We start from the raw sequence: 21,721 nt of genomic DNA on the forward strand, positions 1-21,721 counted from the left end.
CAGATTGAATCTTACGCCGGTCTTCGGCTCTGGCCACAAAATGAATTGGAGACTTAAAGAAGACAGAAACAGGTATTTGGAGAATGTAATCGTGTTTTTATAAATTTTAGGAAGAATTCTAACTAGATTTGCCAGTTACTCTACATGCCATTGTTTTTTATAAAATTATCGGCTCTGACATCCCGTTTCGGCGCTCTATGAAGGTCAAAAAATCGAGTATTAATTTTTGTTAGCTGGGCTCATTTTTATCTTGGCCAAGCTTCGTTTTCACGCCGAATGCCCCAATTCTTAAACCGGAGTGTTAATGCGCTTTGCCCTGGTGGGCAGATTCGAAAGCGGCGCTGCATACAACAAATATTCCGGGCGCAAGCCGTTTCCGCAGTACCAATAGATATGCCTGAGTTGTCTTGCGCCGGACTGGCGCAGTGCGCTGCCACGTCTGCAAACGAAATACCGGCGCAGAAGCTGCGCCGGCTTGAATTTTTCAAAAAGAAGACCGCGCGTTACTCCGCGGCTTGGAGGAAGTCGCCGCTTTGATGATCGCCATCATTCCCGCCGTCTTTGCGGGTATTGAGTTGCTCAAGCAGCACACTGCGTTTGTCCGCGGCCTTTTCCAGGTTCGCTTCCTTGACCGGGCCAAATCCGCGGACCAAATCCGGCACCCGTGCCAGCTCCACGAGGAGACCGTAATTGCCATTCGGCAAACGGGTGATGATCTCCGCAATGTCCTTTTCGTACTGAGCGATCAGGGCCCGCTCTGCACGGCGCTCCGCGGTCCGTCCAAATGGGTCGTACCATTTGCCGCGCATGCCTTTGAACCCGGCAAGGAGTTTGAACGCGGTAAAGATCCACGGTCCGAATGCCATCTTCTCCGGGCGTCCGGTTTTCGGGTCTTTCCGGTGAGCCAGCATAGGCGGGGCCAGATAGACCTTTAGCTTCTTCGGATCTTCGAACCGCTGCGCGATCTTTTCCTTGAAGGCCGGATCGGAATAAAGGCGGCCGACTTCATATTCGTCCTTGTAAGCCATTACTTTATAGAGCAGATCAGCAACGGTTCTGGAGAGGCGCATTTGCCCCGGGCCATGAGCTTCGTCCGCTGCCTTCACTTTTTCAACGAGATCCCGGTAACGGGCCGCATAGGCTTCGTCCTGATACCTGACAAGCTCGTCGGCATTGAATGCAATCTTTTCATCCAATGTGAACGTGCGCGGTTTTTCGCTCGCTGGCAAAGCCTTCAACAACAGCTCAGCGTCGGCAGCCAGAACACGGCCGGCGCGGAACGCCTTGATGTTGCCGGCCACTGCCGCCCCGTTCAGCTGCAAGGCTGTTTCAATGGCATCGCCGGAAACCGGCAGGGCACCTGATTGATACGCCATGCCAACGAGCAGCATGTTGGCAAAGATCGCATCGCCCAGCAGCTTTTCAGCAATTCCGGCCGCATCCATCGCGAGATACGTTCCGGACGCTGCCTTCAAGGCGGCGTCCATCTTCTTCTCATCGAAGGATAGGGTCTGCTTCAGGACAAACTCTGCAGTCGGGGCAACCTTGGTGTTTGCCACTGTCACGGTCTGGCCACGGTGGGCGAGTGCCAGTTGTTCCGCATTGGTGGCAACGACCATATCACTTGCGATCAAGAGATCGAGGCTTGCGGCCGGCACCCTCGGACCTTCAATCGCGCGGTCAATGGATGCAAAGCGAACGTGGGAGGTTACCGGTCCGCCCTTCTGCGCCAGTCCCGTCATGTCCAGGGTCGAGGCCTGCTTGCCATCGATATGCGCCGCCATTGCTAGAACAGCACTGATTGTGGTGACGCCCATGCCGCCAATGCCGGCAACCAACGCGTTCTGCGTCCGGTCCAGCGCCGGCAGAACCGGTTCCGGCAGCTGTTCAACGAGCGCGTCGATATCCACGTCAGCCTTTTTCGGCTTTTTGAGCGCCGCACCGTCGATCTCGACAAAGGACGGACAGAAACCCTTGATGCAGGAAAAGTCCTTGTTGCAGCTGGACTGGTTGATCACACGTTTTTCGCCAAACGGCGTTGCCAGCGGCTCAACTGACAGGCAGTTGGACTGGACCGAGCAGTCACCGCAGCCTTCGCAGACGCGATCGTTGATAAACAGGCGCTGATCCGGATCCGGGAACAGTCCGCGCTTCCGGCGGCGCCGTTTCTCGGCTGCACAGGTTTGATCGTACACGATTACGGAAACGCCGTTGAAGGTCTGCAGATCCTTCTGCACATCCATCAATTCGTCGCGATGATAGACCTTTGTTCCGGCTGCAATTGGTGACCATGATCCGTAAGCATCCGGATTTTCGGAGACCACCGCAATGCGTTCCACACCTTCTGCTTCCAGCTGACGGGTAATCTGCGGAACACTCAACTGTCCATCATGCTTCTGACCACCGGTCATGGCCACGGCATCATTGTAAAGGATCTTGTAGGTGATCGGCACTTTGGCCGCGAGCGCCTGACGGATCGCAAGGATACCGGAGTGGAAATATGTTCCATCGCCGACGTTTGCGAACACATGGCTGTCGCCCGAGAACGGCTGCTGACCAACCCAAAGGACGCCCTCTCCGCCCATCTGGATCTGGCCTTCCGTGGTCCGGCCTGCCATTTCGGTCATGGCATGACAGCCGATGCCCGGCATCGACCGGGAGCCTTCCGGCGTCTTGGTCGAGGTTGAATGCGGACAGCCGGAACAGAAGTAAGGCACGCGGGAGGCGCGTTCTGCATGGCCTTGGGCCCACATGGCCTGCTTGGTCATGCGCGCAGCAACAGCCTGCATTTCTTCGGTGACGGCATCTGCCGGCAGCCACTTCATCAAGCCTTCGATGAGCTCGGCAACGGAAATCTCGAGAACATCCGAGAGGAACGGCGAGCCATCCGGGCGGCGTTTGCCCCAAATTTCCGGACGGCTCATGTCCGGCCAGTGATAGGAAATCTCCTTGATCTGCGGCTCCATGAAGGCCCGCTTGTGTTCCACGACCAGCAGTTTCTCTGCTCCGCGGGCAAAGTCCCGCAGGCCAAGCGGTTCCATCGGCCAGGTCATTGCAACCTTGTATATACCGAGGCCCAGCGCTTTGGCCTTGTCTTCGGTCACGCCCATGAGATCGAGCGCCTGAAGCAGGTCGCGATACGCTTTGCCGGAGGAAACAATGCCGAGTTTCGGATTTTGCCGGGTACCGAAGGTCACACGATCCAGGCCATTCGTGCGGACATAAGCCTGGGCAGCCGGGATCCGCAGCTCGCGCACCAGGCGCTCTGTTTCCAGCCTGTTGCCGAGCAGCAAGTCGCGGTTCTGATGGTAATCCTTGCGCGGATCGCCTTCCAACGGGCGAACCATCCGCAGACGGTTTGGCGACACGTTGATTGTGGCGGACGCATCCATCGTGTCGGCCACGCAGATCAACGCCGTCCAAAGACTGGAAAAGCGGGACATCTCAAGCCCGTGCAGACCATAGTCGAGCACGTCCTGAATGTCCGCAGGGTTGAGAACCGGCATTTCAGCATGTTCAAAGAAGAATTCGCTTTGCGCAGGCAGAATGGAGGATTTGGCAAGGTGATCGTCCCCGGCCAAAGCCAGAACACCGCCGTTGCGGTCCGTGCCAGATGCGTTCCCCTGACGCAGCGCATCACCGGCCCGGTCAACACCTGGCGCCTTGCCGTACCAGATGCCAAAGACACCGTCATATTCTGTAGGCCGCCCGACGCCGCCTTCACCGCGCAGCTTCTGGCTGCCCCAGACCGCGGTCGCGCCAAGCTCTTCGTTCACGCCAGGCTTGAAAACAACTTCAAGGCCCTTCAGGTGCCGGTGGGCGCGCTCCAACTCAGTGTCATATCCAGCCAGCGGCGACCCGCGATACCCGGAAATGAATCCGCCTGTTTTGAGACCTGCCTGCCGGTCCAGGCGCGCGCGGTCCAGAGCCAGTCTGACCAACGCCTGAATGCCTGTCAGATACACACGACCGTCCGTCGCGGTGTATTTGTCTTCAAGGCTGATATCGGACACAAGCACATCCATTCGGTATTCTCCTCCTACGCCCCCTGGGCGGCCCTCTGCGGCGAACTTCCTTTTCCGATTAATATCGTCCTTTTCAGCAGCGATTTCTGTGCTATCGTCACCACAATTCGTCACCAGGCAGCATAAAATTTCCGAAAATGACCCAATGACCGAAAAGAATCTTCTGGACCCGTCCGACATCCGTGTATTGCGCGTTTTGCAAAGGGATGCCTCCCTTTCAATCGCAGAAGTCGCCAAAGAAGCAGGCATGAGCCAAACCCCTTGCTGGCGCCGCATCAAGCGGTTGAAGGAACAAGGCATCATCAAGCAAATTACCGCGATCATAGACCGCGAAGCTGTGGGCCTTGGCTTTGTCGCCTATTCCTTCGTCAAGCTTGCCGTTCCCAGCCGCGAAAACATGGAAACGTTCGACAAGCTCGTCCATCATTGGCCGGAAGTCGTTATTTGTGAACGTATCACAGGCGCGGTCGATTACCTCATCAAGGTGGTAACCGATGACATCAAGACCTATGACGACTTCCTGCGTTTGAAGCTTCTCGATAATACACTGGTATCTGACGTTCAGTCACGTATCGTTGTCAACACGGTAAAGGATACCGCTGCACTGCCTCTTCGCGAGAATTGAGACGCGCAGCACCTTACGGCCTCTTCAAAATTCACTGTTTGTTTGGCTATTGTATGGGACAGTAAAACTTCCCGTTTGCTTGACAGAGTGTGACTTGAAGAGGGTTCAGGCGTGCTGCGGAATATCGGTCTGTTTTGTATATGCTGTCTTCTGGCTGGGATGTGGCACACATCGGTTGCAGCTCGTCCTCTGATCATCGCCGCCAATCCTCAAGCGCCGTTCAAATATGAGGCGGACGGAAAAGTCCGCGGCATCGACATTGAAGTGATGGACGAGATCCTGCGCGAACTGGCGATTGACTATGAGGTGATGCTTATCGAATCCGACCAGCGCCTGCAGGTCGAGGCCAAAGCCGGACGGATCGATGTCCTCCTCCTTTATTCGCAAAACGAAGAACGCCGCACATTTCTCGAATATCCAAGCGAAAGCTACATCGATCTGGACTGGAATTTTTTTATCAGGGCGGAAGATCGCGGCAAGTTCACGTTTTCCACGTTCGATGATCTGCGCTCAATGACGATCGGTGCAACGCACGGAATTTCCTACATCCCGGAATTCTGGGACGCAGGCCTCCAGCTGCAACTTGTCTCAGAGAATTCTCTGCAGATCGACAAGCTGCTCGCAGGCAGGATCGATGCCGTTCCGATGAACACCATCTCGACATTGCATCACGCCCACATCAGCGGCTATCGAAACCAGATCGATTTCCTTCCAAAGCCAATGAAGTCGAAGGCCTATTACAACGTCTTCTCGAAAGCCTCGACGCATCCGGATATGAAAAAGCTAAAGGCCGAATACGACCGGATCATCCGCCGCATGAAAGACGATGGGTCGATCGACCAAATCAAGACGACCTATATCGGGCCTTCAAGTTAAATACGGAACGTCATTTCTTTTGTGTTTGAAACCGGGCTGGTGAGACGCCGTTTACGTCCGCAACAAGAGGTTTGTTGGCAATCATATCGGCCATGATCTGGCCGGAGACCGGTCCGAGCGTAAAACCATCATGACCATGGGCGAAATTGAGCCACAGCCCCTTCACGGACGGGGATGGTCCAAGGACCGGAAGAGAATCCGGCACACAGGGCCGGCTTCCCACCCATGGCTCCTCATGAAGCGCGCGTCCGAGGGAAAAGATCTCTTCTGCCCTGCGCCGGACCTGTTTGATGATCTGCGGGTTCGGCGGCGCGTCGCGCCCTGACAGCTCCACTCCCGTCGTCAGCCTGATGCCGAAGTCGGTGGGTGTCAGAGCAAACCCGTTGTCCATGTCGACGACGGGCCGAGACAAGGATGCCCCGGAGAGTGGCCTATAATGCATGTGATAGCCGCGCTTGACGGCCAGCGGGTATTGCTCGCCAAGTTTCTTTAGGACATCCATGGACCAGGCGCCCAGGCAGACGACGACATTGCGGGCAAACACGGGCCCACGTTCTCCCTCGAGGCTCCACCCACCCCTCTGGCGGATCAGCTTCTTGGCGTCCGCCCGAAAATAATGACCACCATTTTGGATGTATCCGCGCCAAAACGCATCGACGACAGCAGCCGGGTTGGAGACCGAGCAGCTTTCGGTCCAATGCACGGCTTTCATGCCTGAAAGCTTCAACCCAGGTTCCAGAACACCGGCTTCTGCGCCATCCATTTCTTTGTAATCGACGCCGTAGATCCGGGCGTAGTACCGGGACACATCATCTGCATCAAAACTGGCCGGCGTTCGGTACAGGTGCAGCCAGCCACCCTTCCGGTAAAACCGGCCGGCATTTGACTGCTCGGCAAGATCAAGATGCGCTTTGACCGCCTGTTGGCGCAGCGGCATGATGGCCCGGCAATACGCCTCTGCCGCCTCGCCATAGCTTGCCTGCACATACTGCCGGATCCACGGGAGCATCTTCGCCAGGGTGAGTGGTCTGTACGAAAACGGCCCACCAAGGTTGAAGGATGACCTAAGGAACGCCACCGGGTTTTTCGGCAGGCCTTGCGGCACGAAACCATTGTGCTGGACCACACCTGCGTTGCCGGCAGAAGCTTCGCCGCCCGGATGTTTCCGGTCGATCAGGGCGACATCGAGGCCAAGGCGCCGTAGATGCGCCGCGGTCGAAACCCCAACAATCCCGGCTCCCAGGACCATCACATCAAATGTCTGCATCTGTTTCGAAGTTGTCATGGCCCATGGTTCAACGGCAGGACGCCATCGTGATTGGCAAGTCCGGTTAAGTTCCCTTAAAAGATCCGCAAGTCCCTGCCCACACGCGAATTTTTCAGGAGTAAAGTTTAAATGATTCGGATGCTCGCGGTAGCTGTGGCATGGATTGGCCAGCATGGTACGGCCGCTTTGGCTGTGAGTATCTTCATCGGCATGGCGCTACCAGCCCTTTCGGAACATCTGCGCCCGTATCTCGGTGTTTCGGTATTCAGCCTGCTTGTGCTGGCTTTCTTGAGGGTCGATATCGAAGCCATCAAGCTGCGCTTAAAACGACCGACCCTTCTCCTTACCGCACTCGTTTGGATGATGCTCGGTGTGCCGCTGATTGCTTTTGCGGCCGTTCAGCTAATTGGCCCGGAAACACTTGGACCTGAGCTTGTTCTGGCCTTATTTATCTCCACGGCCGCCCCGCCGGTCATGGCGGCACCCGCCTTTATTTATCTCCTCGGCCTGAATGGAACGCTTAGTCTTGCGCTTTCCGTTGCGGCCCTGATCATCACGCCGCTTTCAGCACCTTTCATCGGCGAGTTGATGCTGGGAGATGCCTTGCCGCTGAGTATTGGGGGCCTGGCCGCGCAATTGTCATTTCTGCTGGTTGGGTCGTTTCTCACCGCGATGGTCGTCCGCAAGATTGCCGGACTGGAGCGTATTGCGAATGGTGCAAACATGATCAGCGGCTTGAATGTTATCCTCCTTTTGATCTTTGCGATTGCTGCGATGGATGGCGTCACAGCGAGTTTTGCAGACAAACCTACCTTTACCCTCGGCTTGACCGCGATCACTTTCTGCCTCGCTTTTGCACAGATCGGGGTGACACTGCTCCTATTTTCGCCCGCAAGCCGAGAAGATGCCTATGCCATTGCTCACACTTGCGGCACACGGAACATGGGGCTGATGGTTGCCGCCTTTGGCGGGACGCTGCCAGAGCTCACGTGGCTTTGGTTCGCAGTCGGACAATTCCCGATCTATATTTTGCCGATGGTCCTGAAACCGTTTGTCGGATGGTTTTGCGGACTAAAGCTGAAATCTGTGACGCCGCAGACCTGACAGACCTGAAGGCCAAAGGTATCCTTGTGAAGAGATCATAAGGAGACCGGTCATGCGCTTCTACCAACTGCTTGTTGCTTTTTTTGTTTTCATAACAGGCTCAATGTCGGCAGCCATTGCCGGAGATCAGGCCCGATTGGATATTCTCGGCTACTCTGAAGACGGTCGTTACTTTGCCTTTGAGCAGTCAGGAATTCAGGACGGCTCCGGTTTTCCGTATTCAGAGATATTCGTGATCGATGTCCACGAGGACAAATGGGTGAGCCCTTCTCCGTTTCGCCGCCGCGATGAAATCGACGACAGCAACGGCTTCAATCCGGTGGCTCTCCTGAAGGCCGCCCGGGCCGCCAACAGAGCTGCTGCAGCCCCTCTTCTGAAGTCCCTCGGTATTGACGGCCATGGACTAACAGTCGGCAGTAATCCGATCACGGAAATTTCCGCCAATCCTTTCAACATGAAGGTCAATCTGCGGCCAGTCGTCCCCCCCATCGATGAGTCGATGGAGATCCAGTTGATGGAGTTTCCCCTTCCCGACGACACATGTGCCAGCTATGGCGCGGCCACCAAGGGGTTCCAGCTCAACACGATTTATGGCGGAGAAGCGCGCGTCCGGCATCTGGACAAAAGCCTCCCGAAAAGCCGCGGTTGCCCGATCGGCTACCGGATAGACAAGGTCGTGAGCTTTTTTCCGGAAGACAAGCCACCGGTCATCACGGTGATTGTTCATATGGCGGCCCACGGCTTTGAAGGGCCTGACGGTCGGTTTCTCGCCATCTCCGGACGGCTGTAAACAGTTAAACCGATTAGGAACGGGCTCTTTGACTTGCCGGTCTGCCGGACACGTGTTAGCGCGGCGCCAACCGTCTATGACCGGCTTTGCAGCCACCCTCAGGAGATCCGTAAATGCCGCGCGAGATAATTATTGCACCGTCCGTCCTTGCCTCTGACTTTTCCAAGCTCGGACAGGAAGTCCGCGATGTTGTCGAGGCGGGAGCAGACTGGATCCACCTTGACGTGATGGACGGCCATTTCGTTCCGAACATCACCTTCGGGCCGGATGTCATTGCCAAGATGCGCCCGCACACAGACAAGGTGTTCGACACGCATTTGATGATAGAACCTTGCGATCCTTACCTGGAAGCCTTTGCCAAAGCCGGGTCGGACATTATCACCGTGCACGCAGAAGCAACGAAGCACCTGGACCGTTCGCTGCAGGCCATTCGCGCCCTCGGAAAGAAGGCAGGCGTGTCGCTCAACCCGGCAACGCCGGAAAGCGTTCTGGAATACGTACTCGACCGGCTCGACCTGATCCTTGTGATGACGGTGAACCCGGGCTTCGGCGGTCAGAAGTTCATTGGGGCAATGGTGGAAAAGACAGCCCGGATCAAACAAATGATCGGAGACCGGCCAATCGATCTGGAGATCGACGGCGGTGTCACACCGGACACAGCGCCGTTGGTTGCAGCGGCAGGTGCCAACGTGCTCGTTGCCGGATCCGCCGTTTTCAAGGGCGGCACAGTCGACGCCTACAAGACAAACATCAATGCAATCCGGACTGCGGCTGCAATCGCCTAACAGAAGTAAAAACTCTTTCGCCAAACACCTTCCGATCCGCCTGCCCCTTCGGCTAAGCTGAAGTTCAAAGTCTGGGGGGTGTCGTTTGGCACACATGCAACGCAACATTAGTCTGCTTGGCCTGACGTTTGTCGCGATCAGCGGAATTCTCGGGTCAGGCTGGCTGTTTGTTCCAATGATCGCCGCACAATCTGCCGGTCCTGCCTCGCTGATTGCCTGGTTGATCGGCGGCATTGCGATGCTGTTGATTGCGATCACATTTGCGGAGATCTCTACAATTCTGCCGGTCGCTGGCGGCATTGGTCGGGTGCCTCAGTTTTCTCATGGAACCGTCGTCTCCATGGCCATGGGATGGACAGCTTGGGTTGGCTACAACACGGCAGCCACCATCGAGGTCGAGGCCATCCTTCGGTATTCCAAGACCTTGGCCCCCTGGCTTTATTCCAACGACAACGAGCTTAGCACTGGAGGGCTCGCAGTCGCCCTGGTGCTCCTTGCCGTTTTCACCGTGATCAACGCATTTGGCGTCAAGCTCTTCGCCCGGATCAACACGGCATTGACCTGGCTGAAAATCCTGGTGCCGGTTCTCCTGGCGGTCGTGATCATCAGTCTCAGCTTCAAGCCGTCCAACTTCACGAACCATGGCGGCTTTGCACCGGAGGGTCTGAGGGGCATCCTCGCCGCCATCTCTTCCGGCGGCGTGATTTTCTCTCTCCTTGGCTTCCGGCATGTCATCGACCTGGCCGGTGAGGCGAAAAATCCCAAGGTCAATATCCCGCTGGCCCTGATCCTGAGCCTGTTGATCTGCCTATTTGTCTATGGCGGACTACAGATTGCATTCCTTGGCGCATTAGATGCAGCCCAGTTGCAAAACGGCTGGTCAGGACTGCATTTCGGCGGCGACCTCGGCCCACTCGCAGCACTAGCCACAGCAGTTGGCGCTCTTTGGGTCGTCAGCTTGTTGGACACAACAGCCAGGATTTCCAGTTTTGCCTCCGGCCTCGTTTCGGTGGGGTCCAACGCCCGGCTGGGGCTTGCAATGGCTCAAAACGGGCTATTCCCGAAATTCATGGAAACGTTGTCGGACAAGGGCGTGCCGCTGTTTTCGCTGCTGGTCAATTTTGTAGTCGCAGCGCTCTTTTTCTTTGCGCTCCCCTTCGATGAAGTGCTTGCGCTGAACACTTCGACCATTGTTCTATCCTTCATTGTCGGACCGATCGCTGTGGTCGCCTTAAGAAAGCTGCTCCCTGATGCGCCTCGTGCTTTCACATTGCCCGCCGCGCCAGTCCTTGGCTGTCTTGCTTTTGTCGTTGCAACGCTGATCATCTACTGGACCGGCTGGCATACCATGCTTCATTTGGGGCTCAGCCTTGCCGCTGGTTTTGTGCTTCTGATGATCCGCGGGCATCACATCGGTTACGCCAATCTCGATTGGCGGGAGGCGTCCTGGCTGGCGCCCTATCTTATCGGGATTGTTGTATTTTCCTACCTAGGCTCCTTTGGGGGCGGATCCGGAATTTTGCCGCTCGGCCCGGACATTCTTCTGATCGCAGTTTTCGCAACGGTGATCTATATCGGAGCCATTCACCTGAGGCTGCCGCAAGAAAAATTCGCTCGCTACATGGCGCAGGAAAAGATCGAAGAATTGGCTGAATACGGCACCCTGGAAGACGACATCTATGAAGGGCCGTTTCGAAAGACCTGACACGACTGAGTGCAGTCCGCGAGAGAGAGACCTAGGGTTTTGGTCTCCCGGACAAAGCGGCCGTGAGCCGTGAATCTTCAAGGTAAGGATCATGACCGAAACGGATCGCGCCCTGATACTGCAACCAGACCGACTGGTGCGTTGCAACGGCCATCAGGCCTGACCGGGCAGGAAAGGTAATCGTATCCCCCCGTGCGAGCCGGTTTTCAATTCCCTCGGCCGGAAACACCCTCGGCTCGATCACCTGTTCCAGCAACGCCAACCCATCGACAATACCAAACGCGTTGGCCGGAAGATAAGGGTTGCAGAACACGCCGTCTTCCGGGGCAGAATCCAGATGGAACAACGCCAGTTTCTGTTCTTGCCGGAGCCGGAATGCGTAGCTTCCAAGCGGGTTTTCGTCTGAAGCTGGCAGATAGAGATTGAACTCGTCCTTGAACCGGTTGATGGCGCGCGGCGTTGCCTGTCCCCAAGGAAGCGAACTGAGCGGAACATCCGCCCCTTTCCGTCTCAAATAGTACCCAACACCCTCAACCTCCGTCGGATCGTCCTTCAACCGCGGCAGCAGTTCATTACCAAGAAACTCCAGTGGAACCTGCCAGGTTGGATGAAAGGTAACAGCTTCAATGGCTGTCGCCGTATTCGCATGGTTTCGGTCCGGACAGTTGGCGAAAGCCTGACCTTCCATCACCACACGCCCCGACTCAGAGAATACAAACTGGTTCTCGCCTTTATTGATGAACAGCTTGACCCGGGAAAACTCCGGCGGGATCCAGCGAATGCGCTCCATGGCGTTGCTGACCTGTTCGATCCGGCGCTCAATGGGAATGTTCAGCGCCCGGATAAGCCGCGGTGTCACCTCGCTTGAAACCGGAAGAACGTATCTGTGTTTCGATTGGGCGACTGCAAATGCAAGCCGCTTGTCGAAAAGCTCTCCACCTGTGCCTTCGCCGACAAGACCGTCTTCGAACATCCGGCGCCGTAGATCAGGAACCTGATCACCCTGCGCGCCGGGCGACAGCTCCTCTTGAATATCCAGGTATGTAAACCCGCCGTCATCCTTGACCGCATACAGACGCTCAAGGTGGGTCTTCAGCAAGCGATAGGTATCGTCCTGCGGTTCCCAAATCGACACGAAATCCAAGAGTTGGGGCGCGGCCGCCAGCCGCTTCAAGGCATCTGTCCCGTTGATTGTGTGCACGGGCATATAGGCACCAGGATACAGAACCCTCGGCGTTACCCGGCCTGCCCTGAGATCATTGGCAAAGTCAAGAAAATGACCTGTGAACAGGAGCTCAATCCATGCGGCCTCCGAAGGGCTTAGACCTTCGTCGACTGACTTGAGCTCGGTTTCCAGATAGGCGCGCGGATAGTCTTCCGGACGAAGACCGTGGAGATGCACATTTCTCAGGAGATCCAAGAAGGCCGGGGCCCTGTCCGTTCCAAGCCATAAGAGAGACGCGTCTTCAGCCCCATAATAAGCGCTGATTTCCCGTCGGCGTTTTTCAACGATGAGAGAAAGGCGTTCGGGCGTGTTCAAAACCCGCTGGACATCCTCTACCCCACCGTTCGCCAACGTTGGGCCGGAAAGCACACTCATCCAAACAATGAAAACCGCTAAAAAACCGATCGGAAGCCCTGCGCGCCGTGTAACCACCAAAATCGACCTCCCTTTCCGTCTCCGCCTACACCTTCCTCACAGTATTTCTGGCGGATACACAAAGAATCAAGCACTCGCGCGTCGTTTTAGCTGTATCGGCGGCTCACAGCCGAGCCGGCGACAGGTTGATTGAGCCGCTCCATCAAGCCTTCGGGGTAGAGTTCGATCTGTTTGGCCTTCAATTCTGCAACCGACATCCACCTGGCAATACACTCGGTTTCATCATGCTCCAGAAACGGGATGGCATCTTGCCGGTAGAAGCGCCCATCTGAAAAATGCGCGTGGCACAAGAAAACGATCTCATGGCCGGTTTGGCCATAGTGTTCGTAGATGTTTTCAAGGACAAAATGGTCGCTGCCCAAAGATATCCGCGCACCGAGTTCTTCCAAAAACTCCCGCTGCAGTGTATCGCGCCAAGCTTCGCCGAATTCAACCGTTCCGCCCAAGGGGCGCATGCCCTTTATATTGCCATGATCGTCATAGATCTCGGTCAGGAGCAGAGCGTCATCTTGCCAGATGAGCGCCAGGGCTTTGACGGTGATGTAATTGGCGGGTCGCCAGATGGTCATGAAGGCCTCCGACACCAGAAATGGATGAGTTGCGCGATAATCAGTCATATTCCCCGGCCCGCCGCAAGCAAAAACGGCGGCTTTCCATTGAAGGGCCGGGCGCGCTCTGCTATCCCGCAGCCAACACTTCCCAAGACGAGGACTGAACCTGCGATGATCCCGCGCTATTCCCGCCAAGACATGGTCGATATCTGGTCTCCGGAGTCGAAATTCCGCATCTGGTTCGAGATCGAGGCGCATGCCTGCGATGCATTGGCGGAGCTCGGCGTGATCCCCGAAGACGCTGCCAAGACGATCTGGGAAAAAGGCGGAAGCGCCACCTTCGACATCGACCGCATCGACGAGATCGAGCGGGAGACAAAGCATGACGTCATCGCCTTCCTGACCCATCTTGCAGAGATCGTCGGACCGGATGCCCGCTTCGTGCACCAGGGCATGACCTCGTCGGATGTTCTGGACACCTGCTTCAACATCCAGCTGGTCAAGGCGACCGACCTTCTTTTGAAGGACATGGACGAGCTGCTGGCGGCCATCAAGCGCCGGGCATTTGAGCACAAAGACACGGTCACCATCGGCCGGTCCCACGGCATCCACGCCGAACCGGTCACTTTCGGCCTGAAAATGGCGCAGGCCTATGCCGAATTTGACCGCTGCAAGGCGCGTCTTTTGAATGCCCGCGAGGAAATCGCCACCGGTGCCATCTCCGGTGCTGTCGGCACCTTCGCCAACATCGACCCGCGCGTTGAAGAACATGTCGCCAAGGCGCTTGGCCTTAAGGCCGAGCCGGTGTCAACTCAGGTGATCCCGCGCGACCGCCACGCGATGTACTTCGCGACCCTCGGCGTCATCGCCTCCTCGATCGAGCGTCTTGCGACCGAAATCCGCCACCTGCAGCGCACGGAAGTACTGGAAGCAGAAGAATTCTTCTCCAAGGGCCAGAAAGGCTCGTCGGCGATGCCGCACAAGCGCAACCCGGTCCTGACCGAAAACCTGACCGGCCTTGCCCGCCTGGTGCGTATGTCCACCGTGCCGGCCATGGAGAACGTGGCGCTCTGGCACGAACGTGACATCTCGCATTCGTCCGTTGAGCGCATGATCGGCCCGGACACGACCGTCACCCTCGACTTTGCCCTCGCGCGCCTCACCGGCGTCATCGACAAGCTGGTGGTCTACCCGGAGCGCATGATGGGCAACATGGACCGTCTCGGCGGTCTCGTCCATTCCCAGCGGATCCTGCTCGCCCTGACGCAAGCAGGCTCCTCCCGAGAAGACGCCTACCGTCTGGTCCAGCGCAACGCGATGAAGGTCTGGGACAGCTATCAGGTGTCCGGCGACGCCAAGGTCGACTTCCTCACCGAGCTTCTCAACGACAAAGACGTCCGCAACTACCTGTCCGAAGAAGAAATTCGCAATCGCTTCGATCTTGGCTATCACACCAAGAACGTCGACGTAATTTTTGAGCGGGTATTCGGGGAAAGCTGACGCTGCACGAGCCTGTGCCGCCCCTGCGCACGCAGGGGCCCAGGACCTTCAAACGGCTGTCAGGGTTCCTGTCTATCTTCCCGGGTTACTGGATCCTTGCCTTCGCGGGGACGGCAGAATGCAAATGGGGCAATCATTCATGAAAATTGCGGTTGTTTCGGACATTCACGGCAATGTGCTGGCGCTGGAAGCGGTGCTGGCGGATCTTACCGGCGAAGCTCCTGATGTCGTCGTCAATCTCGGTGATTGCGTGTCAGGTCCTCTGTGGCCGGAGGAAACCGCTGCGATCCTGCGGGAAACCAGGTGGCCAACGGTGCGCGGCAATCATGATCGGATCGTCCTTGAAAGTCCTAAAGAGAAGATGGGCCCGACGGACTCTTTTGCAGCCGACAGGCTGTCCCGCCAAAGCCTTGACTGGCTGAAGACGACACAACCGACCATCCGGTTGAGTGATGACGTTTTCCTTTGCCATGGCACACCGGACAATGACGACCGGTATTTGACCGAAAAGGTGGAGGGCCCCAAAGGTCATCTGCCGGATGAAGAAACGCTGATTGCTGAGCTCATGGGCGAATCATCCTCGATCATCTGCTGTGGTCACACCCATATTCCGCGGGTCATTCATCTTCATGAGTCCGGACAGACAATCCTTAACCCCGGCAGCGTCGGCTTGCCGTCTTATGAAGATGATCACCCGAACCGCCACACAATGGAAGTTGGCAGCCCGCACGCGCGGTATGCGCTGATGACCAAAGGTACATCAGGATGGAGTTTTCAGGAAAAGATCCTGCCTTACGACTGGGAAGCTGCGGCACTAGAAGCGGAAAAGAACAAGCGCCCGGGCTGGGGACGCTCATTGCGCCGCGGCTTTTACGGGCCTTTATCGTAAGTTTTATTCGCTCGAACCGTCGTAGCCCTTCGGGTTCTTACAGGCCCAGTTCCAGGTGTCGGAGCACATGTCTTCCAGGCCGCGGTCCGCGGTCCACTTGAGCTTGTCCGCCGCTTTGTTTGTGTCGGCATACACCTCGGCGACGTCCCCGGGACGCCTCGGAGCGATTGTATAAGGGATCGCCTGGTTTGACGCCCGTTCAAAGGCTTTCACCATCTCCAGAACGCTGTAGCCGGTTCCGGTCCCCAGATTGACGGTGAAGCTGTTGTCCGTGTCTGTGAGCGACGCCAGCGCCTCATAGGCGCGCAGGTGCCCCTCCACCAGATCGACCACATGGATGTAATCGCGGACACCGGTGCCATCGCGCGTATCATAGTCGTTGCCAAAGACCGACAGTTTGTCGCGGCGGCCGCTGGCGACTTGCGAGACAAACGGCATCAGGTTGTTCGGAACCCCTTGCGGGTCTTCCCCGATCAGGCCGCTTTTGTGGGCGCCGACCGGATTGAAATAGCGCAAGATGCCAAATCGCCAGCTCGGGTGACTCGCAGAGACATCACCGAGGATTTCTTCGATCATCAGCTTTGTGCGGCCATAGGGGTTGGTGGCGCTCAGCGGATGATCTTCCGTCAAGGGCAGGAACTTCGGCTCGCCATAAACAGTGGCCGAAGAGGAGAATATGAGCTGGCGCACATTGCACGCCCCCATCGCAGCCAAGAGCTCGAGGGTTCCGGTGATGTTGTTGGCATAATAGCTGAGCGGAACCTCTGTGGACTCACCAACCGCTTTCAACCCGGCAAAGTGAATTACGCCTGTGCAGTTGTACGTCCTCAGTACTCGTTCAAGCGTGGCACGGTCTCGGATGTCGCCCTTTTCATGGGCAACTTCCTTGCCCGTAATCGCGGTAATCCGTTTGAGGCTTTCCGGGCTGGAGTTGGAAAAGTTGTCGAGCACGACGACATCGTGACCTGCTTCCAGAAAGGTCACGCAGCAGTGGGATCCGATGTAGCCTGCGCCACCGGTGATCAGGATCGTCATGTCACTGTTGCCTTTCCCGCGTGCCTAACGCCTATAATGCCAACGACATATTTGCTGATAAGACCTTCACGTTTCCTTACGCGCCCCAACGCCCATCATGGCAGGAGCGCCAGATCGCTCACCGCCATGAAATGCGGATTGCGCAGATCGTCTTTGGTCGCGCCCTCGGCAAGTCTGTAAACGAAGATCTCGCCCGTTTCTGCCAGAACCACATGGCCGCCAGCAGCCCGGACCACCGCATCGCCGGCTGCAATGTCCCACTGCATGGTCGGTGCCATGCGCGGATAGAGATCCGCCCGCCCCGCAGCAACCCAGCACAGCTTCAACGACGAGCCGACACAGACCTTCTCGGCGACTTTCAGCTTTGCGATCAGCGCTTCGGTTTCTTCCGACAAATGCGAGCGGCTTGCCAAAACACTCAATCCCGACTCTGGCGGCTTTCGAACAGAGATTTTTCCAACATCAACGATTTCGCTGTCTGAAACCTGCCCCTGAAAGGCACCCTGCGCTTCGCCACCCGGCAAGGTGCCGCCCCAGTAGATCTCCTTCAGCGCGGGCGCGTAGACAACGCCAAAAATCGGCGTTCCCTCATCGATCAGCGCGATATTGACCGTGAACTCACCGTTGCGCTTTACGAATTCCTTGGTGCCATCCAGAGGATCAACAAGGAAATACCGGGCGCCGCCCTCTGGTAACTTTCCGGCTTCGACGGATTCTTCGGCCACCACCGGCACATCCGGAAAAAGATCTGCAAGTCCTTTGAGGATCACGTCCTCTGCCGCCTGATCGGCGACGGTGACCGGGGACCCGTCCCCCTTGACTGACGCGCTGAAGTCTTCGGCATAGACCTTCAGGATCTCAGCCCCGGCAGCCACTGCCAAGTTCAAGAGTGATTCCACCTGGCCATCTGCGGTCCCGGTCATATGCTTGAGTTCGCTCATCGTTGCGCCGTGTTGATTGAAAGATGCCGCTCTTGTGGAACAGCTTCGTCTCCGGCGCAAGACCACAGATCCCCACGACACGTTCTACGAGATCCACACCTCGTTGCCCCCGCTAATGTCGTCCCGGACGCAGCAGAACGGAGAGCCGGGACGACAACAGTGACGTCGCTCGAAAGCGCAGCTGTCTCAGGGCGCCGTGGCGCCATGATGTGTGACTGCCGAGGTCACATTCGCGCCTGCTTATTTCAGCCATTTGATCCATGTCGTGGACCGCTTCCAAAGTGGGCTGGCAGACTGTCATAAATTGCAGTGCGGTTGGGATCAGCAATAGAGGGGCTTGAGGATCAATCGATGCACGAAATGTCGTTATGCGAAAACATACTCGGGATCTTGCTAGACGAAGCGGCCAGCCAGAACTTCTCTAAGGTTGACCGAGTTTGCCTGGAAGTCGGCCCCCTGTCGGGCGTTGAGCCGGAGGCCCTGCGGTTCGGCTTTGATGTGGTGACCCGCGGCAGCCTTGCGGACGGTGCCCAGCTGGACATCTTCGAGCCGGAAGCAACCGCCACTTGCGCTGCGTGCGGCGCGACAGCTGTCATTCAAGACCGTTTCGATCCCTGCCCGTCCTGCGGCTCGCACGTCTTGCAGGTCAAGACCGGGGAAGAACTGCGGATCAAGGAACTGGAGGTCTCGTAATGTGTACGGTTTGCGGCTGCGGGAGCGGTGAAACCCAGATGGAAGATGGCACGAAACACGCACATGGGCATCATGCTCACCATCACCATCACTATGGAACTGGCGATGCCGGAGCCTCGGTCGCCGGAATGAGCCAGTCCCGCCTGATCCAGCTGGAACAGGATATCCTGTCGAAGAACAACAGCTACGCGGATGCCAATCGCCGCTATCTTGCAGAGCACGGCATGTTCGCGCTGAACCTTGTCTCAAGCCCCGGCTCGGGCAAAACCTCGCTTCTGGTGGAGACCCTCAAGAGGCTCGGCAAGACCCGTGACTGCTATGTGATCGAGGGCGACCAGCAAACCACCAATGATGCCGACCGGATCCGCGAAACCGGCGTCCCTGCCCTTCAGATCAACACCGGCAAGGGCTGTCACCTGGATGGTCACATGATCGGTCATGCGCTGGAGCGGCTTGCCGCGCAAGACGGCGCTTATGTCTTTATTGAAAACGTCGGAAACCTTGTCTGCCCGGCGGCCTTCGATCTTGGCGAGGCCCACAAGGTCGCGATCCTGTCGGTGACCGAGGGCGAGGACAAGCCGCTGAAATATCCGGACATGTTTGCCGCAGCTGACGTCATGCTCTTGAACAAGACGGATCTCCTGCCCTACGTCGATTTCGATGTCGGAATTGCCACCGAAAACGCCCGGAAAATCAATCCGGAGATCAAGGTGCTCACGGTCTCCGCGCGGTCCGGAGACGGTCTTGAGGACTGGATCGACTGGATCGGCAACGCCCGCGCAAGGCTTTTCGCCGGATACGCCGCAACAGATGCCGCGGAATAGGAGCCTCCCATGTGTCTCGCAATCCCTGCCAAGATCACGGAACTTGACGGCGACGACATGGCCGTCGTTGCGCTTGAAGGCATCAAGAAACGGATTTCGACCGCGCTGGTCGAGGATCTCGCCGTTGGCGACTACGTTCTGGTTCATGTCGGCTATGCGCTTCACAAGGTCAGCCCGGACGAAGCGGCCCGCACGCTTCAGCTGATGGCCGAGGCCGGTGTGCTTCAGGACGAACTCGACGAGATGACAGGAGCGGACCAGTGAAATATGTATCCGAATTCCGCGACAAGGATCTCGCGAAATCCGTTTCCGCTGCCATCCGGCGCGAGGCTGATCCGGGCCGGACCTACAATTTCATGGAGTTTTGCGGCGGTCACACCCATGCTATCTTCCGTTATGGCGTTCAGGACCTGATGCCGGACAACGTGGCTTATGTGCATGGACCTGGCTGCCCGGTTTGTGTGCTGCCCGTGCGCCGGCTGGATGACGCGGTGGAGATTGCCGAGCGGCGCAATGTAATCCTGTGCACCTATGGCGACATGATGCGCGTGCCGGGCACGAAACAGCGCAGCCTGATCCGCGCCAAGGCCGACGGGGCAGACATTCGCATGGTCTATTCCACTCTGGATGCCCTGAAGATTGCCCGCGACAATCCGGACCGTGAAGTCGTCTTCTTTGCCATCGGCTTTGAAACCACGACCCCGCCGACCGCCGTTGCAATCAAACAGGCCAAAAAGGAAGACCTTGGTAATTTCTCTGTCTTCTGCAATCACGTTCTGACGCCCCCCGCAATTGCCCATATCCTGCAGTCACCAGATGTTCAGGATCTTGTCACCGTGGAGATTGACGGGTTCCTCGGCCCCTCCCATGTCAGCTCGGTGATTGGATCAAAGCCCTATGAGCCTGCCGCGCAGATTTTCGGCAAACCGGTGGTGATCGCGGGCTTTGAACCCCTGGACGTTATGCAATCGACCCTGATGCTGATCCGCCAGATCAATGAGGGCCGCTTCGAGGTTGAAAACGAATACACGCGCGTCGTGACCCGTGAGGGCAATCTCAAGGCTCAGGCACTGGTCGAAGAGGTATTTGACATCCGCGACGCGTTCGAATGGCGCGGGCTCGGCACAGTTGCCAAGAGCGCCTTGAAGATCCGGGAGGCCTTTACCGCATTCGATGCCGAACAGCGGTTCGAGATAACACCCAAACAGTCGCGCGAAGTGAAGTCCTGTGAGTGTCCCGCCATCTTGCGCGGCGTGAAAAAACCGACCGACTGCAAGCTCTTCGGCACGGTCTGCACGCCTGACACGCCGATGGGATCCTGCATGGTGTCGTCGGAAGGTGCCTGCGCGGCCTATTGGACCTATGGACGCTTCCGCACCAAGGCGGCCCGGCCGCAAAAAGAGGCCGCGGCATGAATATTCAGGATCCGACATTGTCCGCGCGCACGGGCAGCATCGACATGGCCCATGGCGGCGGCGGCCGCGCAACGGCAGAGCTGATCGCGGATCTCTTTCAACACCATCTGACCAATCCGATCCTAGATCAGGGAAATGACGCGGCGCTGCTGCCACCGGTAGCCGGGCGGCTTGTCATGTCGACGGACGGTCATGTCATCTCGCCGATCTTCTTCCCCGGTGGCGACATCGGGTCTCTCGCCGTTCACGGCACCTTGAATGACGTCGCCATGGCGGGTGCCGAACCGCTTTATCTCACCGTCGGTTTCATTCTCGAAGAAGGCTTTCCGCTCGCCGATCTGGAAAAGATCGTCATTTCGATGGCGCGGGCCGCAGAGGCGGCAGGCGTTCCGATCGTTACCGGAGATACCAAGGTCGTCGAAAAGGGCAAGGGCGACGGTGTCTTCATCACAACGACCGGCCTGGGGGTTGTGCCGGACGGCGTTCATGTCTCGGTCGAGCGCGCGGAGCCCGGCCAGGCGATCCTTCTGTCCGGCTCCTTAGGTGATCACGGTGTTGCCATCCTTTCCAAACGGGAGAACCTTGAATTCGAAACGGAAATCCGCTCCGACAGCGCCGCGCTGCACACACTTGTCGCCGGTATGATTTCAGCAGCACCCGGGATCGCTGTTCTGCGCGATCCGACGCGCGGCGGTCTGGCGGCAACCTTGAACGAGATCGCCCGCACCGCCAAGGTCGGCATCCATCTGGAAGAAAACGCAATTCCGATAAAGGCGGATGTGAAAGCCGCGTGCGAGCTGCTCGGGCTTGATCCGCTTTATGTCGCCAATGAGGGCAAGATGGTGTGTTTGTGCGAGCCCGGCGATGCTGATGCGGTGCTGGCGGCCATGCGGGCCCATCCGCTTGGCCGGGATGCGGCCTTGATCGGGACAGTCACCGAGGACGATGCCCATCTGGTGGAGATGGAAACGGAAATCGGCGGCGTGCGTGTGGTCGATTGGCTTGCGGGCGAACAGCTGCCCCGGATCTGCTGACA

Annotated in this window: 19 protein-coding genes; 13 read left to right on the forward strand and 6 right to left on the reverse strand. The window is 57.4% G+C overall.

The genetic code is table 11. The features are described from left to right. Nucleotides 1–503: 503 nt before the first annotated feature. Nucleotides 504–4,025: an indolepyruvate ferredoxin oxidoreductase family protein gene (locus SADFL11_RS11295; protein ID WP_008197320.1), complete on the reverse strand. Its 3,522-nt coding sequence runs from the start codon at nucleotides 4,023–4,025 to the stop codon at nucleotides 504–506. A gap of 145 nt (nucleotides 4,026–4,170) precedes the next feature. Between SADFL11_RS11295 and SADFL11_RS11300 the strand changes: the two genes are divergently transcribed. Together SADFL11_RS11300 and SADFL11_RS11305 are read left to right on the forward strand one after the other, a co-directional pair. Further along, nucleotides 4,171–4,650: an Lrp/AsnC family transcriptional regulator gene (locus SADFL11_RS11300; RefSeq protein ID WP_008196258.1), complete on the forward strand. Its 480-nt coding sequence runs from the start codon at nucleotides 4,171–4,173 to the stop codon at nucleotides 4,648–4,650. Between the two features lie 111 nt (nucleotides 4,651–4,761). Further along, entirely contained in the window at nucleotides 4,762–5,526 is a 765-nt protein-coding gene (locus tag SADFL11_RS11305; protein ID WP_040451675.1) for a substrate-binding periplasmic protein, read from the forward strand. A 10-nt stretch (nucleotides 5,527–5,536) separates the two neighbouring features. On the opposite strand, the gene SADFL11_RS11310 is transcribed toward SADFL11_RS11305, so the two are convergent. Beyond that, nucleotides 5,537–6,811: an NAD(P)/FAD-dependent oxidoreductase gene (locus SADFL11_RS11310; RefSeq protein WP_134852995.1), complete on the reverse strand. Its 1,275-nt coding sequence runs from the start codon at nucleotides 6,809–6,811 to the stop codon at nucleotides 5,537–5,539. A gap of 111 nt (nucleotides 6,812–6,922) precedes the next feature. Between SADFL11_RS11310 and SADFL11_RS11315 the strand changes: the two genes are divergently transcribed. The 4 genes from SADFL11_RS11315 (at nucleotide 6,923) to SADFL11_RS11330 (ending at nucleotide 11,177) form a co-directional block, all read left to right on the forward strand. Continuing rightward, on the forward strand, nucleotides 6,923–7,897 hold the full coding sequence (locus SADFL11_RS11315) for a sodium:proton symporter (protein WP_040451673.1): 975 nt from the start codon (nucleotides 6,923–6,925) through the stop codon (nucleotides 7,895–7,897). A 52-nt stretch (nucleotides 7,898–7,949) separates the two neighbouring features. After that, entirely contained in the window at nucleotides 7,950–8,687 is a 738-nt protein-coding gene (locus SADFL11_RS11320; protein WP_040451671.1) for a DUF2259 domain-containing protein, read from the forward strand. 113 nt (nucleotides 8,688–8,800) lie between these two features. After that, nucleotides 8,801–9,472, forward strand: a complete 672-nt coding sequence (gene rpe / locus SADFL11_RS11325; protein ID WP_008194528.1) for a ribulose-phosphate 3-epimerase — start codon at nucleotides 8,801–8,803, stop codon at nucleotides 9,470–9,472. 94 nt (nucleotides 9,473–9,566) lie between these two features. Beyond that, entirely contained in the window at nucleotides 9,567–11,177 is a 1,611-nt protein-coding gene (locus SADFL11_RS11330) for an APC family permease (RefSeq protein WP_008190600.1), read from the forward strand. 31 nt (nucleotides 11,178–11,208) lie between these two features. On the opposite strand, the gene SADFL11_RS11335 is transcribed toward SADFL11_RS11330, so the two are convergent. Beyond that, nucleotides 11,209–12,834: a L,D-transpeptidase scaffold domain-containing protein gene (locus SADFL11_RS11335; protein ID WP_040451669.1), complete on the reverse strand. Its 1,626-nt coding sequence runs from the start codon at nucleotides 12,832–12,834 to the stop codon at nucleotides 11,209–11,211. A gap of 89 nt (nucleotides 12,835–12,923) precedes the next feature. Continuing rightward, nucleotides 12,924–13,406: an NUDIX hydrolase gene (locus tag SADFL11_RS11340; protein WP_040453057.1), complete on the reverse strand. Its 483-nt coding sequence runs from the start codon at nucleotides 13,404–13,406 to the stop codon at nucleotides 12,924–12,926. 153 nt (nucleotides 13,407–13,559) lie between these two features. Here SADFL11_RS11340 and purB point away from each other — a divergent pair, with 153 nt between their 5' ends. Further along, the gene (gene purB / locus SADFL11_RS11345; RefSeq protein WP_008192595.1) at nucleotides 13,560–14,888 is read left to right on the forward strand and encodes an adenylosuccinate lyase; all 1,329 of its coding nucleotides are present in this window, start codon (nucleotides 13,560–13,562) and stop codon (nucleotides 14,886–14,888) included. A 139-nt stretch (nucleotides 14,889–15,027) separates the two neighbouring features. Beyond that, the gene (locus tag SADFL11_RS11350; protein ID WP_040453055.1) at nucleotides 15,028–15,777 is read left to right on the forward strand and encodes a metallophosphoesterase family protein; all 750 of its coding nucleotides are present in this window, start codon (nucleotides 15,028–15,030) and stop codon (nucleotides 15,775–15,777) included. Nucleotides 15,778–15,780: 3 nt separating this feature from the next. Here SADFL11_RS11350 and galE read toward each other — a convergent pair whose 3' ends face one another. Both galE and cysQ read right to left on the reverse strand, forming a co-directional pair. Continuing rightward, entirely contained in the window at nucleotides 15,781–16,812 is a 1,032-nt protein-coding gene (galE, locus tag SADFL11_RS11355; RefSeq protein ID WP_008192732.1) for a UDP-glucose 4-epimerase GalE, read from the reverse strand. Nucleotides 16,813–16,907: 95 nt separating this feature from the next. Then, complete coding sequence (gene cysQ, locus SADFL11_RS11360) at nucleotides 16,908–17,753, reverse strand: 3'(2'),5'-bisphosphate nucleotidase CysQ (protein WP_008188629.1); 846 nt, start codon at nucleotides 17,751–17,753, stop codon at nucleotides 16,908–16,910. 351 nt (nucleotides 17,754–18,104) lie between these two features. Here cysQ and hypA point away from each other — a divergent pair, with 351 nt between their 5' ends. Genes hypA through hypE form a run of 5 tightly spaced genes read left to right on the forward strand, consistent with a single transcriptional unit; the run spans nucleotide 18,105 to nucleotide 21,719 of the window. Continuing rightward, nucleotides 18,105–18,446: a hydrogenase maturation nickel metallochaperone HypA gene (gene hypA, locus SADFL11_RS11365; protein WP_008193943.1), complete on the forward strand. Its 342-nt coding sequence runs from the start codon at nucleotides 18,105–18,107 to the stop codon at nucleotides 18,444–18,446. Beyond that, nucleotides 18,446–19,270: a hydrogenase nickel incorporation protein HypB gene (hypB, locus tag SADFL11_RS11370; protein ID WP_008194634.1), complete on the forward strand. Its 825-nt coding sequence runs from the start codon at nucleotides 18,446–18,448 to the stop codon at nucleotides 19,268–19,270. The genes hypA and hypB overlap by 1 nt, the downstream gene beginning before the upstream one ends. Nucleotides 19,271–19,279: 9 nt before the next feature. Then, the gene (locus SADFL11_RS11375; RefSeq protein WP_008191248.1) at nucleotides 19,280–19,534 is read left to right on the forward strand and encodes a HypC/HybG/HupF family hydrogenase formation chaperone; all 255 of its coding nucleotides are present in this window, start codon (nucleotides 19,280–19,282) and stop codon (nucleotides 19,532–19,534) included. After that, on the forward strand, nucleotides 19,531–20,685 hold the full coding sequence (hypD, locus tag SADFL11_RS11380; protein ID WP_008191068.1) for a hydrogenase formation protein HypD: 1,155 nt from the start codon (nucleotides 19,531–19,533) through the stop codon (nucleotides 20,683–20,685). Before SADFL11_RS11375 ends, hypD begins: the two co-directional genes overlap by 4 nt. Further along, nucleotides 20,682–21,719 carry a hydrogenase expression/formation protein HypE gene (gene hypE / locus SADFL11_RS11385; protein ID WP_008194697.1) on the forward strand — a complete coding sequence of 346 codons (1,038 nt, stop codon included), beginning with the start codon at nucleotides 20,682–20,684 and terminating at the stop codon, nucleotides 21,717–21,719. The genes hypD and hypE overlap by 4 nt, the downstream gene beginning before the upstream one ends. Nucleotides 21,720–21,721: the final 2 nt, after the last annotated feature.

Source organism: Roseibium alexandrii DFL-11 (assembly GCF_000158095.2).
Taxonomy (GTDB): Bacteria; Pseudomonadota; Alphaproteobacteria; order Rhizobiales; family Stappiaceae; genus Roseibium; species Roseibium alexandrii.

What these genes read in the sequence shown, in the direction of transcription:
- SADFL11_RS11295 (WP_008197320.1), bottom strand. Translation starts at nt 4,025, where the DNA reads ATGGATGTGCTTGTGTCCGATATCAGCCTTGAAGACAAATACACCGCG.
- SADFL11_RS11300 (WP_008196258.1), top strand. Translation starts at nt 4,171, where the DNA reads ATGACCGAAAAGAATCTTCTGGACCCGTCCGACATCCGTGTATTGCGC.
- SADFL11_RS11310 (WP_134852995.1), bottom strand. Translation starts at nt 6,811, where the DNA reads ATGACAACTTCGAAACAGATGCAGACATTTGATGTGATGGTCCTGGGA.
- SADFL11_RS11315 (WP_040451673.1), top strand. Translation starts at nt 6,923, where the DNA reads ATGATTCGGATGCTCGCGGTAGCTGTGGCATGGATTGGCCAGCATGGT.
- SADFL11_RS11320 (WP_040451671.1), top strand. Translation starts at nt 7,950, where the DNA reads ATGCGCTTCTACCAACTGCTTGTTGCTTTTTTTGTTTTCATAACAGGC.
- rpe (WP_008194528.1), top strand. Translation starts at nt 8,801, where the DNA reads ATGCCGCGCGAGATAATTATTGCACCGTCCGTCCTTGCCTCTGACTTT.
- SADFL11_RS11330 (WP_008190600.1), top strand. Translation starts at nt 9,567, where the DNA reads ATGCAACGCAACATTAGTCTGCTTGGCCTGACGTTTGTCGCGATCAGC.
- SADFL11_RS11340 (WP_040453057.1), bottom strand. Translation starts at nt 13,406, where the DNA reads ATGACCATCTGGCGACCCGCCAATTACATCACCGTCAAAGCCCTGGCG.
- purB (WP_008192595.1), top strand. Translation starts at nt 13,560, where the DNA reads ATGATCCCGCGCTATTCCCGCCAAGACATGGTCGATATCTGGTCTCCG.
- SADFL11_RS11350 (WP_040453055.1), top strand. Translation starts at nt 15,028, where the DNA reads ATGAAAATTGCGGTTGTTTCGGACATTCACGGCAATGTGCTGGCGCTG.
- galE (WP_008192732.1), bottom strand. Translation starts at nt 16,812, where the DNA reads ATGACGATCCTGATCACCGGTGGCGCAGGCTACATCGGATCCCACTGC.
- cysQ (WP_008188629.1), bottom strand. Translation starts at nt 17,753, where the DNA reads ATGAGCGAACTCAAGCATATGACCGGGACCGCAGATGGCCAGGTGGAA.
- hypA (WP_008193943.1), top strand. Translation starts at nt 18,105, where the DNA reads ATGCACGAAATGTCGTTATGCGAAAACATACTCGGGATCTTGCTAGAC.
- hypB (WP_008194634.1), top strand. Translation starts at nt 18,446, where the DNA reads ATGTGTACGGTTTGCGGCTGCGGGAGCGGTGAAACCCAGATGGAAGAT.
- SADFL11_RS11375 (WP_008191248.1), top strand. Translation starts at nt 19,280, where the DNA reads ATGTGTCTCGCAATCCCTGCCAAGATCACGGAACTTGACGGCGACGAC.
- hypE (WP_008194697.1), top strand. Translation starts at nt 20,682, where the DNA reads ATGAATATTCAGGATCCGACATTGTCCGCGCGCACGGGCAGCATCGAC.